The organism is Metabacillus sp. 84 (assembly GCF_050107715.1).
Taxonomy (GTDB): Bacteria; Bacillota; Bacilli; order Bacillales; family Bacillaceae; genus Metabacillus_B.
This window is the reverse complement of sequence record NZ_JBNILN010000001.1, coordinates 699,975-713,034: the sequence shown is the minus strand read 5'-3', so window position 1 is coordinate 713,034 and position 13,060 is coordinate 699,975. Positions and strand designations below refer to the sequence as shown.

The following is a 13,060-nucleotide window of genomic DNA, read 5'->3' as shown; positions in this document are numbered from 1 at the left end:
TGATTGGAAAATAAGTGTACGATTTAATTGAACAGTGGTTAATAAATGAGGTGGAAAGTTGGCAGCACGAAAAGCAGTCAAGCAGGAATTGACAAAAGAGATCATAATGGAGTCAGCCAGGGAACTGTTTTCAGCAGAAGGCTACCGGAATATATCCATGAGAAAAATCGCTTCTGAACTCGGCTATAGCCATGGCTCCATTTACTATCATTTTAAAAGCAAAGCTGAACTCTTTTATGCGATGGTTCAGTCAGATTTTCGGATGCTTGATGAGGTTCTGGATGCAATCATGGCTGAAAACGATTTAACCGATGAAGATAAGCTGAGGAAGGTCATGCTTGGCTACATTGAGTTTGGGTTAACGTATCAAAGCCATTATGAAGTCATGTTTCTCATAAAGGATGAGGAAGTAAAAAGCTACTTGGCGGAGGAGCCGAATAAAAGCTATGAAAAATTTGCGCAGGCTGTTTACAAGCTTTCCGGAGGAAATGCGGACGTTTCGCAAATCTGGTCCATTTTCCTCGCCCTTCATGGATTTGTGACCCACTATATTAAAATTGATATGGACTTAGAAGTGTCAAAGGAGATGGCAGATCGGCATGCCCGATTTTTAACTGTTTCTTTGTTAAGATCTACGTAGCTGCAGATCGAACACGGTCTGCAGCCTGCTTTTCACCTTAATTGACCACTGGTTAAATAAAAGAAGGAGGAATAGATGATGACAAAAGCAGCGGTATTGGGAGCTTCAGGAGGGATGGGCTATTCACTTGTCCATGAATTGATTGCCAAGGGCTATGAGGTGACGGCGTTTGCAAGGAATCAAAGCAAAATGGAACGGCTGTTTAAAGGGAAACAAGTGAAAATTCTTACAGGAGATGCTTATGAGGAAGAGGATGTCCTCAAAGCATGTGAAAAGGCGGACATCATCTTCCATACAGTAAGCGTACCTTACCCTGATTGGGATAAGGGGCATCCGGCCATCATGAGGCATGCATTGACAGCGGCCGCTCATGAGAAGGCCAAATTGGTAATCATTGATAATATATATGCATATGGAAAGCAAAACGGCAAAAAAGTGAAGGAAAATGCGCAAAAAAGTCCCCATACCCGGAAAGGAAGAATCCGTCTTTCAATGGAAAAGATGGCAATGGAATCAGGGGTTCCTTATATGGTTTTGCATTTTCCTGATTATTATGGTCCAAACGCAGAGAACACGCTTCTTCATCAAACCCTCAAACCCGCATCCGAATATAAACGGGCAATCTATATCGGCAGCCTCACACTTCCCCGGGAATTTATCTATACACCTGATGGAGCGAAAGCTGCGGTGAATCTTGCGGAAGCGGACCATGCTTACGGACAGAATTGGAATATTCCGGGTGCAGGTACGATCAGAGGAAAGGACATCATCCAAATCATCCGGTCAGAAACCGGGAAGCCGGCGTCTGTTATGAAAATTGGAAAAGGTGCGATATGGGTGATGGGATGGTTTGACCGAAACATGAGGGAAATGGGGGAAATGATGTATTTAAATGAAGAGCCGGTTATTCTTTCCGGAGAAAAATATGAATCGGCGATCGGGCCGCTGCCGGCAACATCTTATGATGAAGGAATCCGGGCTACCCTGGCTTACATGAGAAAAGAATAGAATGAGTGAAAAGGAGCTGTCCCCTGGATGGCTTTTTTGCGTATGCGGGCTGTGCAGACGAGCATGAAGATAGCAAAATAATCCTGTAAACGAGCAATTATGCCCCTGTTGACGAAACATGAAAGCGTTTATAAAATGAGAGACAGCCAGAAAAATATACACGGAAGATGCTCAAGTGTCGTTAATTAAATTAATTAAGTAAATGTAAGCGCTTGTGAAAGCGCTGCCTCTTTGCTTTTGAGGAGTGGGTTTAGTGAATCTTTTGACTGTTGTTTCGTTTGTTTTCTTTACAGGCCTCGTGGCCGTTATCTCTTATTTTGTAACAAGAAAGGAAAAGCTTGATACGCAGGAGGGATACTTCCTTGGAGGGAGGAGTCTGGGCGCCTGGGTCATCGCCGGATCTTTGCTTCTGACCAATTTATCGACTGAGCAGCTGGTTGGCCTGAATGCGGACGGCTACCAATTCAATATGTCTGTGATGGGCTGGGAGGTTGGTTCTTCCATCGCGCTTGTGCTTGTTGCCTTCTTCCTGCTGCCGCGATATTTAAAGGGCGGACTGACAACGATCCCCGACTTTCTCGAAGAACGGTTTGACAGCGGGACAAAGCAGATTGTCACACTCCTATTCTTATTTGGATACGTCTTAAACCTGCTGCCGCCAATCCTGTACTCCGGAGCAACCGCACTCAGCTCAATCTTTAATGTACAGGAAGTGTTTGGGGTAGATTATCAGACCTCCATCTGGATTACAGTATGGACGATTGGAATCATCGGCTCCATTTACGCCATATTCGGCGGTTTGAAAGCGGTTGCTGTATCCGATACGATCAACGGAATCGGACTGCTTGTCGGGGGACTGCTGATTCCTTACCTGGGCTTAACCGTGTTAGGGGATGGGAACCCGATTGCCGGATTCCAGACCATTGTTGAAAAATCACCGGAAAAATTAAATTCGGTCGGCTCAAATTCCGATCCAGTTCCTTTCAGTACAATGTTTACGGGGATGCTGCTTGTCAATCTGTTCTACTGGGGGACAGCCCAGCACATCATCCAGCGTGCGCTTGCTGCGAAAAGTTTAAAGGAAGGGCAAAAGGGTCTGGTTATCACAGCCTTCTTTAAACTGCTTGGTCCAGCCTTTCTTATTCTTCCGGGAATCATTGCGTTCAACATTTTTGGACCGGACCTGAAACCGATGGAAGCCTACCCGATGCTTGTCAATCATGTTCTGCCTACACCGCTGGTCGGTTTCTTTGCAGCCATCCTTTTCGGCGCGATTCTTTCGTCATTTAACTCTGCGCTGAATTCATCGGTTACCCTTTTTACTCTGAACATATACAAGCCGTATTTCCGGCCGGATGCCACAGATGCCCAGCTTGTGAAAAACAGCAAAATCACCGGGATTTTCCTGGCTGTTTTCGCAATGTGCGTCGCTCCGCTGATCATGTTTGTACCGCAGGGATTTTTCCAGTACCTGCAGATCGTAAACGGATTTTATAATGTACCGATTCTGACCATCATCATTGTCGGCTACACGACGAAGCGTGTGCCGGCCATTGCTGCGAAAATTGCGCTTGCCCTGTTTATCTCAGTTTACGCCATTACCCAGCTGGTTTGGGATACGGGAGTTCATTTCCTTCATATCCTTGCCGTTCTCTTTGTCCTTTGTGTCGGCTTGATGCTTCTTATCGGAAAATTCTGGCCGAAAACAGAGGTTTACACGCTTGAAGATCGCAAAGCGGTCGACATCACCCCGTGGAAGCTGCTTTATCCGATGGGATTTGCAGCCATCGTAGCGATGATTTCCGTTTATGTGCTATTCTCGACTGCCGGGTTTGCAAACGGCTGATGTGTCAAAGCGTGAAGCTCATAGTAAGCTCTTCAAACAGCAAAGTGAAAAAACCGGGAAACTGCCAATTTGGAGTTCCCGGTTTTTTTAGCGTGGAGGCAGCGGAAATCCAGTCAGAATGAAACTTGCAGGATACGATCCGGTTATGTTTTCACTTTTAGCGACCAAGCCTGTAATGATATTCGAATGCAAAGAGTAAAGGCAAGCAGAAGCACTATGGACTGCTGCCATGCAGGACATGGTATAATAACGGACAAACGAACAAAGCGGGTGGTTTTTTGAAGATTGAAGAGCTGTACGATGAAATTTATTCCCGGCTGGAAAAGGATCATGAGCAGGTTCTCGCGTCACTCCGCCAGTCAGCTTTAACAGAAGAGGAAGCGGAGAAGGCGGAGCGGATGGAACTCGCGCTGCAAACTGCAAAGGATATTTTTGAAAACATTATGACCCCCGGAACAACGATGAGAATTGTTCACTCTAAAGGGTCACTCACCATTGAAATCGATGAAAAATCATAACGCTATTCCTGCAGGAACTTATCTGACTGCCATTCTGTTTTTTCTTTCCTGAGCTCGCCGGGAGATTTTCCGGTGACTTTCCGGCACACTTTATTTAAATAGTTGGCATTTGTATAGCCTACGAGTGCGGCAATTTCCTCCGTCGTATATTTCGTATGGGCAAGCAGTTCAATTGCTTTGGAAATCCGGATATTGGTTAAATACTGAATCGGTGTGAAGCCCGTCTCTTTTTTGAAAATCCTCGTAAAATGGTACCTTGATAACCCGGATGCATCCGCCATTTCATCCGGACCGATCGGATTCTGATAGGATTGTCTTGCGAACAGGACCGCGCTTACTACACTTTCAGGCCATTCATCCATCTCTCTGTCCATTTCCGATACATATTCATAAAGCTCCATTATAAACTGGTAGGCCAGACTTGAGCCCTTATAGGCAGATGTGACATTTTTGCTGTTGGCTTCATCGAAAATCTGCTTTACCAGCTTAACGGGAACAGACTCGGGGTGGAAGCGGATCACCTGGTTCGTTTTCTCCCTGATATGCTCATAGCAGCGGTCTGCTTCTTTGCCATACAAGGTGATATACATAAACTCCCACTTTTCACTCGTTTCGGGAAGATAATACCTGTAATTGCTCGGGCTTTTCACAACAAATGCCTGGCCGGGGTGCACCCGGTGCGTTTTTCCGTCAATCTGAACGTCTCCATATCCTGAAAGGGTCACCTGGAAAATGATCTTGCCAAGATCTTTTCGTTCCGTTCCGCTCCATGAATAAATTGGGGAGGTTTGTAGATCCCATCCCACCGACCAGAGCTGCGCCAATTCGCTCACCGGGTCCTGTTTAAAGCGAAAGGCGACGGCCCCGTGCTGCAGACCTGCCATAGTAGACTCCTCCTCATCCTGAAGCAAAAAATGATTTAGTTAAAGTGAAAAACCTGCGTGATTGATTCCGCCCATATTAGGATTCTGCATTTTTCGGAGCAAAAAAATACCGATAGCTTTTAACTATTTTACCATTGTCATTGCCAGTGCACACCTCTACAATAAAAATAGAGTATGAATCCGTTTTCAATTTAATATTCTGTTCACAAATTTCTTATATAATGTCAGGTGGGAGAGCTATGCTTAGACAGTTAATTAATCAATTTAATGAAGTGTTTGAATTGGGGGAAGACCCAAGAATGTTTTTTGCCCCCGGGAGAGTCAATTTGATCGGGGAGCATACCGATTATAACGGTGGACATGTATTCCCCTGCGCACTCGACGTGGGAACGTATTGTCTTGTAAGGGAGAGAACCGATGGGCTCCTTCGAATGTATTCCGTCAATTTTGATGAAAAAGGAATCATCGAATTTCCTGTAAAAGATCTTCAATATGAAAATGAACACGACTGGGCGAATTATCCGAAAGGAGTCATGAAGGAATTCAGCAGCAGAGGCATTGAGCTGGTGCGGGGACTTGATCTTCTCTTTTTCGGAAATATCCCGAATGGCGCCGGCCTCTCTTCGTCGGCTTCAATCGAGCTTGCGGCAGCTGTTATGATGAATGAGCTTACGGGAGCAGCGATTGACCGGATTGAACTTGTCAAAATGAGCCAGCACGCTGAAAATGAATTTATTGGAGTCAGCTGTGGAATCATGGATCAGTTCGCCATCGGAATGGGAAAAAGGGATTCTGCGGTATTATTGAACTGCCAGACACTGGAGTATCAATACAGCCCGCTTAAGCTCAGTCATTCGGTGCTGATCATTGCCAACACCGGAAAGCGCAGAACACTGGCGGATTCCAAATACAATGAGCGTCGGGCAGAGTGCGAGCGAGCGCTGAAGCAGCTTCAGGAAAAGCTGGATATTGAATCGCTGGGAGATTTGACCGAAGAAGCATTTAGAGAGAACCAGCATCTTATTCAAGACGAAACCGACCGGAAAAGGGCAAGACACGCCGTCATGGAAAACCTCCGGACGCTAAAAGCAGTCAAAAACCTTACGGAAGGAAATATGAACGGCTTCGGACAGCTGATGAATGAATCCCATCGGTCCTTGAGAGATGACTATGAAGTCACAGGAAAAGAATTGGATGCGATGGCTGAAATTGCATGGAAGCAGCCTGGAGTCATCGGGTCAAGGATGACCGGTGCAGGCTTTGGAGGCTGTACAGTCAGCATTGTCGAAAAGGACTTTGTTCAGGCATTTATTTCAGAAGCCGGCAAGGCCTATGAAAAAGAAACCGGACTCACGCCTGAGTTTTATGTTGTAGAGGTTGGCGAAGGTGCAAGAGAAATCACCCAATTTTAAGGAGGAAATCATATGTCGATTTTAGTATGTGGAGGAGCGGGCTACATTGGAAGCCACGCTGTATCAGAATTATTGGACCGCGGGGAAGACGTCATTGTAGCAGACAGCCTGCAAAAGGGTCATGACAAGGCGGTCCTTGAAGGAGCAAAGCTTTACACGGGCGACCTTCGGGATGAAGCGTTTCTGCGGCATCTTTTCGAAGAAAATGACATTGAGGCTGTCATGCATTTTGCGGCAGATTCCCTTGTGGGCGAAAGTGTTGAGGATCCTTTGAAGTATTACGATAACAATGTCTATGGGGCTCTGTCCCTTTTAAAGGTCATGAAAGACTTTAATGTAAAAAAAATCGTATTTTCCTCTACCGCTGCCGCCTACGGCGAAGCGAAAAATATTCCGATTGGGGAAACCGAACCGACGGAGCCGACAAATCCTTATGGAGAAACAAAGCTGGCCATTGAAAAAATGCTGAAATGGTCTGACAAGGCATACGGCATTAAGTACATGGTGCTTCGTTATTTCAATGTAGCGGGCGCGCACATGGACGGAAAACTGGGTGAGGATCATCAGCCTGAAACGCATCTGATTCCAATTATCCTTCAAACAGCCCTTGGGCAGCGGGAAAAAATCATGATCTTCGGGGATGATTACGCAACTCCTGACGGCACATGCATCAGAGACTATATTCATGTTACGGACCTTGCAGATGCCCATTTGCTTGCTTTGGACCGTCTTCGTGACCAGGCGGAGAGCGGAACCTACAATCTCGGGAACGGGAACGGATTTTCTGTGAAGGAAGTCATTGAAGCAGCTCGGGAAGTAACAGGCCATCCAATCCCTGCAGAAGTGGCTCCAAGACGGGCGGGCGATCCGGCAAGGCTGGTTGCATCCTCGCAAAAAGCAATGGCTGAGCTTGGCTGGAAGCCGAAATATGCGGAATTGCGAGTGATGATTGAGAGCGCCTGGAACTGGTTTCAAAAGCATCCGAATGGCTATTAAGCCATTCACAATCATATAGGGAGGGAAAGCCATGCTAAAGCCTATCTATTCGTTTATTGAGGAGCTTCTTCAGTACGGCATCGAAAAAAAGCTCGTATCCAAATGGGATCAGGATCTTGTTCGAAACAAGCTGTTGGAGGTTCTGCAGCTTGACGGGGAAAATTCGGAGCCGTACCTTGGATCCGTTCCGGATTCCCCTGTTCCGATTTTAGAGAAAATACTTGACTGGGCCTTTGAAAACGGAAGACTTGAAGCGGATTCAGTTACGTACCGCGATCTCTTGGATACGAAACTGATGGGCTGCCTGACTCCCTCCCAGTCCGAGGTGATTCGGAGATTCAGAGAGACCGCCGTACGTGAGGGGATGGAAGCGGCAACGGATCAATATTATCAGTTTGCGCAGGACATCCACTACATCCGGACAGACAGAATCGCCAGGAATCAGCACTGGTACTCTGAAACTCCTTATGGAAACATGGAGATTACCATCAATTTATCTAAGCCTGAAAAAGACCCGAAAGCCATTGCGGCGGCTAAACAGCTGGAAGAGAGCACCTATCCGGCTTGTCTTCTGTGCAAGGAAAACGCCGGATATGCCGGCAGGCTGAACCATCCTGCGAGACAAAATCACCGGATTATCCCGGCAGAACTTAATGGGGAAGAATGGTTTTTGCAATATTCTCCTTATGTCTACTATAAAGAGCACTGCATCGTTCTCGCCGGGGAGCATAAACCAATGAAAATCTCAAAAGAGACATTTGTCAGGCTTATGGATTTTACAGACGAATACCCTCACTATTTCCTGGGGTCCAACGCTGATCTGCCAATCGTAGGGGGATCGATCCTCAGCCATGATCATTTTCAGGGAGGCCGTCATGAATTTCCTATGGCAAAGGCGGAAATAGAAAAAACATTTGTGTATCCTCGGTATCCTGGAATTAAAGCAGGAATGGTAAAGTGGCCGATGTCGGTCATCAGGCTCCAGGGAACGGACAAAGCAGAGCTTGCTCAGGCAGCAGAGCACCTATTAAATGAATGGAAGCGCTATTCTGACCCGGAAGCAGGCGTGCTTGCAGAAACGAACGGCGAACCTCACAATACGGTTACTCCAATTGCAAGAAGAAGAGGAGGACTGTTTGAATTGGATTTAGTCCTCCGGAATAATCGGACGAGTGAAAAGCATCCAATGGGTATTTTCCATCCGCATCAGGAAGTCCACCATATTAAGAAAGAAAACATCGGACTGATTGAAGTAATGGGACTGGCTGTGCTGCCGGGCAGGCTGACGGAAGAAATGCTTCAGCTCAGCAAGCTTTTACCGGCTGATGGAGCAGAGGAATCCATCAAGCAGCTGCCTGAGCTTAATCAGCATCTCGACTGGGCTCTCCGCATAAAAGAACAGACAGAACTGACAGAGGAAAACAGCTACCGTGTGCTGCAGGAAGAACTCGGAAAAGTTTTTGCGGAAATTCTTGAGCATGCCGGAGTGTTTAAAAGGAACGAGAAAGGCTTGGAATCATTTGCGGCCTTCATTACAAAAACCGGCGGTGTCCCCGCCTCACAATAAGCAGACTGGAGTGTGATTGTATGTATATCGGAGTAGACTACTATCCTGAACAATGGCCTGAATCCCGATGGCCCGAAGATGTGAGGCTCATGAAAGAGCTTGGGGTCAACGTTGTCAGGCTTGCTGAATTCGGCTGGCAGCTGATGGAGCCGGAAGAAGGACGCTATGACTTTTCTTTATATGACCGGGCCATCAAGCTTTTGACTGATCACGGCATTAAAATTGTTCTTGGGACACCAACAGCAACTCCGCCAGCGTGGCTCATCCATAAGCATCCGGAAATTTTACCCGTAGATGAAAATGGGGTTCAAATTTCCTTTGGTGCAAGAAGACACTATACAGTGAACAGCCCGGTTTTTCATGAATTCACATTAAAAATTGTCACAGAAATGGCGAAGCATTTTGGTCCGCACCCTGATGTGATCGGCTGGCAGACAGACAATGAATACGGTCATGAAAAATCGGACCGGAGCTACGGAGAAGCCGATCGGCAGGCTTTTCAAGCATGGCTTAAAGAAAAGTACGGGACGCTCGGGGAGCTGAACAGGGAATGGGGAACGGTCTTTTGGAGCCAGACGTACACTGACTGGTCGCAAATTCCAGTGCCCCGTAAAGTATATCAGGAGCATAACCCCAGTCTTCTGCTCGATTTTGACCGCTTTTGTGCAGATGCGTACACACGCTACAACAGGCTTCAGACCGAATGCCTCCGGGCTCATATACGAAGCGGTCAGTTCATCACCCATAACTTTGTCTACACCGACCAGGCCATTAACCAGTGGGATATGGCGGAGGATCTGGATTATGTCGCGTACGATAACTATCCGGTATGGGGCGGGCTCGCTGAACCCATTTCCCCGGCAGCCATCGCCCATCAGCATGATCTCTGCCGCGGCACGAAAAACGGCAAAGGGTACTGGGTGATGGAAGAGCTGTCCGGTGCTCAAGGCTGGAGCAAGATTGGCTACCTTCCAAGACCCGGACACATTAAGCTCTGGACCTATCAGGCCATTTCAAGGGGCGCTGAAGCCATCGTCTATTTCAGGTGGCGTGCTGCGCAATTTGGAACAGAAGAGTTCTGCCACGGCATTTTGGATCACGACGGGCTGCCGAAACGAAAATACTATGAAGTGAAAGAAGTCATCGATTCCCTTAAAAAGCACGGAGATGACTGGATTGCCTCCAGCATCGAGGCGCAGGCTGCCGTTTATTATGATCCGGAAAACGCCTGGGCATGGAACATCCAGCCTCAAAGCAGCGCCTTCTCCCATCGTAGGGAGCTGCTCAGACACTATACACCGGCACACAACCTGAATGTCGCAACAGATGCCGTAAACAGCCGCAGCAGCCTTGAAGGCTATAAAGCAGTATTTGTGCCAATCTATTTCCTTGAAGACCCCGTATTTACGGAAAAACTGAAGCAGTATGCCGAAAACGGGGGAACTGTAGTGTTCAGCTACCGTTCAGGTGTAAAAAAACCGAACAACTTTGTGACAGGCAAAACCCTTCCGGGAGAACTCAGCGACATGACCGGCATTCGCATAAACGAGTATGAGTCGCTTCAAACCGGTCAGGGGAACAAAGTAAAAGGTTCGGCAGGCCTGCTGGAAGGAATGGAATCATCGGCCACTGTCTGGTGTGATCTCATCGACCCTGTTTCAGCTGAAGTTCTTGCTGTGTATGAAGACTGCTTCTACGAGGGAACCGCTGCCGTAACCAGAAACCACTTCGGAAAAGGAACGGTTTATTATATCGGAACAGCTCTCGAGGACAGCATGCTGACAGCTCTGTATAAAGATATTTTCAGACATGCCGGGACCGAAACCATCGAGACAGCTGAAGGTGTGGAAGTGGTCCGCCGCGGTTCGTTCCTGAGTGTCATGAACCATTCTGCGGAAGCAGGCGCTGAGATTACCCTGCCTGAAGGGCAATGGGTGGATTGTGCAACAGATGAGCAAATGTCAAGAACCACCAGGCTTGAACCGCTTGGCGCCAAGCTCTTTAAAATCGAATTCTGATCGTCACACCAGTCTGTAAACAGAAAAAAAGTGCTCAGAGCCTCTGAGCACTTTTTTTGCTGTACTTTTGGCTTGATCCCCCTCCTGCTCTAGGGGCGGCACGGACTTTTTCCAAATGAAACGTTCTATCCTGCGTTAGCAAAGACCCGGTCGGCATTATCTGTTTGAAAATGGAAATCGGTAAGCCGAAAGACCTTATTATAGTAAAAAAGGTTTTAAAGAAGTATTTAGAAGGAATGTAAAGAGTAATACAACCTAAAGGAGTGACAATTTAATGAACATTATTATTTCTGTTTTAGTAGCGTTTGTTATCGGATGGGTTGGTGACCTTTTAGTAAAAGGGTCAATGCCGGGAGGAATTATCGGATCCATTATTGCAGGTTTTGCAGGAGCATGGCTTGGACACGGTCTATTCGGAACATGGGGGCCTGACATCCAGGGCTTTGCGATTATTCCAGCGATTATCGGTGCAGCCATTGTGGTATTTGTTGTCCAGCTGATCATGAAAAAGACAGGCGGATCACGCAAAGCGCATAACCATTAAAAAACAGTAAAGCCTCAAAAAAAAGCAGTTGGATGGGGGACGAACCGAAAGAATGCTGGTTCCCCCATCCTCCTTTAAAAATGCTCGAGCCATGCTCCGGGCATTTTTTTTGTGGTCTGCCCCTAAAACGCTCCAGGCCCTTCTCTTTAAACGAGTTTGCCGAAGTCCGCTTAAGCTAAAAAAATCAGGGAGGGGGCTGGCACCGTGCCAGCCCCCCTCAATATCTGCCTATCAAAGGCTTCGTCCTCCAGCTTTCGCAGACCCAGACATGTGCAGTCTCTGCCCCCTATTACCTTTAGAGCTGCGGCACCCGCGAATTTTCATGAATGCTGTTCTTTTTCCTGTGCCAAAATAATAATCCGGCCGCTGGCCAGCTCATTTTCATATTGAAGGGCTTCATTCTGACTGACGCCAAGAGCCTCCAATTTGGAAGTTAATTCATCAGTTCTTGAGCGGAAAGCATTCGCCATCATATTGAAAAGGCCCTGATCCAGTGTATTCATTTTGCCCGTGTCTGTATTTTCCGTTAAATGCTTGGAGCGCTCTTCATCCTGAGCAAATAAATAGATAGAATCCCTGCTGATTCCCTGTTCCTCGAGTTTTCTTACTTTATCTAAAGCCTGAACGCCATTTTCTGCTACAAATAATTTCATGCCGCTTCCTCCTATACCACCAGATAACACACATTACCCTTTTTAATAAGCGGGAAAACGGAACGATTGAAAGATGATATAAGACGCAAGATATGATTTAATAAAAACAAAGAATGCGCAAGGGAGGGGTCGGAGAATGAAAATTTCTGTCGTGGTCACAACATATAACCGTTTATGGGCGCTTGCTGAGCTAATGGAATGTCTTATGCGCCAAACCTTAAAGCCTCATCAAATTATTATCGTAAATGACGCGGGTGAACGGGTGGACCGGCTGAAGGAAATGTATCCCGAGCTTCCTATTCAGATTCAGCATCTTACGGAAAATGGCGGGCATGTTCAAGCGAGAAATTTGGGTGTAAGGCAGGCGACAGGCGACGCGATCATGCTGTGTGATGACGATGATCTGCTGATGCCGTCTCATCTTGAGAGAATGGCGCGCGCACTGAGCAAGGCGGACCTCGCCTACTCGGATGCTGAGATTGTCCGTTTTAAGTGGCAGCGGTTCATCCGTTTTCCGCAGGAAAGAAAGCTGTTTGCGTATCAATACGATGCTCACAATATGAAAAGATTCTCCACTTATGTTCCATCCGGAAGTCTTTACAAAAGAGAGCTGCATGACCAAATCGGCTACTTTGATTTGGATGTGCACAACTACTGGGATTGGGATTTCATTTTAAGGGTGATGAAGAAGCATATCGTAAAGCGGGTGCCTGTAGCGGGTGTCGTCTATTCCTTTGATAACAGCGGGGATAATCAGTCGGCCCAGCTCTCCTCGGTAAGACAGGGATTTTTAAACATTCTCGCTGATAAACACAGCCTTGGTGAGCTGGAGGTCCAAAATTTTCATTCGCTTCTTGAGGAACCGGAAATCAAAAACCTTGAGTCTTCAAGCGAGATCATCTGGGACGGCATGCCGATTGTCTCAAGGCTCGCTCAGGAAAACTCACTGGCAAAATAGCAGGGCAGGGGATGTA

12 protein-coding genes are annotated in these 13,060 nt (G+C 47.0%); 10 read left to right on the top strand and 2 right to left on the bottom strand.

Annotated elements, in window-relative coordinates; translation table 11 throughout:
* Positions 1-58 precede the first annotated feature (58 nt).
* From ACQCV8_RS03545 to ACQCV8_RS03530, 4 genes are all read left to right on the top strand, one after another.
* Complete coding sequence (locus tag ACQCV8_RS03545; protein WP_426843158.1) at positions 59-640, top strand: TetR/AcrR family transcriptional regulator; 582 nt, start codon at positions 59-61, stop codon at positions 638-640.
* Between the two features lie 75 nt (positions 641-715).
* On the top strand, positions 716-1,648 hold the full coding sequence (locus ACQCV8_RS03540) for an SDR family NAD(P)-dependent oxidoreductase (RefSeq protein ID WP_426843157.1): 933 nt from the start codon (positions 716-718) through the stop codon (positions 1,646-1,648).
* A gap of 253 nt (positions 1,649-1,901) precedes the next feature.
* Positions 1,902-3,494, top strand: coding sequence for a solute:sodium symporter family transporter (locus ACQCV8_RS03535; protein ID WP_426843156.1), 1,593 nt, complete (start codon positions 1,902-1,904; stop codon positions 3,492-3,494).
* A gap of 278 nt (positions 3,495-3,772) precedes the next feature.
* A complete protein-coding gene (locus ACQCV8_RS03530; RefSeq protein ID WP_426843155.1) occupies positions 3,773-4,012 on the top strand; it encodes a hypothetical protein in 240 nt (79 codons plus the stop codon).
* A 2-nt stretch (positions 4,013-4,014) separates the two neighbouring features.
* On the opposite strand, the gene ACQCV8_RS03525 is transcribed toward ACQCV8_RS03530, so the two are convergent.
* Positions 4,015-4,896 (bottom strand): helix-turn-helix domain-containing protein, encoded by an 882-nt coding sequence (locus tag ACQCV8_RS03525; RefSeq protein WP_426843154.1) that lies wholly within the window; start codon positions 4,894-4,896, stop codon positions 4,015-4,017.
* Positions 4,897-5,135: 239 nt separating this feature from the next.
* Between ACQCV8_RS03525 and ACQCV8_RS03520 the strand changes: the two genes are divergently transcribed.
* The 5 genes from ACQCV8_RS03520 (at position 5,136) to ACQCV8_RS03500 (ending at position 11,433) form a co-directional block, all read left to right on the top strand.
* A complete protein-coding gene (locus tag ACQCV8_RS03520) occupies positions 5,136-6,308 on the top strand; it encodes a galactokinase (protein WP_426843153.1) in 1,173 nt (390 codons plus the stop codon).
* 12 nt (positions 6,309-6,320) lie between these two features.
* Positions 6,321-7,304, top strand: a complete 984-nt coding sequence (gene galE / locus ACQCV8_RS03515) for a UDP-glucose 4-epimerase GalE (RefSeq protein ID WP_426843152.1) — start codon at positions 6,321-6,323, stop codon at positions 7,302-7,304.
* A 31-nt stretch (positions 7,305-7,335) separates the two neighbouring features.
* A complete protein-coding gene (gene galT, locus ACQCV8_RS03510; protein WP_426843150.1) occupies positions 7,336-8,871 on the top strand; it encodes a UDP-glucose--hexose-1-phosphate uridylyltransferase in 1,536 nt (511 codons plus the stop codon).
* A gap of 20 nt (positions 8,872-8,891) precedes the next feature.
* A complete protein-coding gene (locus ACQCV8_RS03505; protein WP_426843149.1) occupies positions 8,892-10,889 on the top strand; it encodes a beta-galactosidase in 1,998 nt (665 codons plus the stop codon).
* 274 nt (positions 10,890-11,163) lie between these two features.
* A complete protein-coding gene (locus tag ACQCV8_RS03500; protein WP_426843148.1) occupies positions 11,164-11,433 on the top strand; it encodes a GlsB/YeaQ/YmgE family stress response membrane protein in 270 nt (89 codons plus the stop codon).
* A gap of 320 nt (positions 11,434-11,753) precedes the next feature.
* On the opposite strand, the gene ACQCV8_RS03495 is transcribed toward ACQCV8_RS03500, so the two are convergent.
* Entirely contained in the window at positions 11,754-12,086 is a 333-nt protein-coding gene (locus tag ACQCV8_RS03495) for a general stress protein (RefSeq protein WP_426843147.1), read from the bottom strand.
* Between the two features lie 136 nt (positions 12,087-12,222).
* On the opposite strand from ACQCV8_RS03495, the gene ACQCV8_RS03490 reads away from it, so the two are divergent.
* Positions 12,223-13,044, top strand: coding sequence for a glycosyltransferase family 2 protein (locus ACQCV8_RS03490; RefSeq protein ID WP_426843146.1), 822 nt, complete (start codon positions 12,223-12,225; stop codon positions 13,042-13,044).
* Positions 13,045-13,060: the final 16 nt, after the last annotated feature.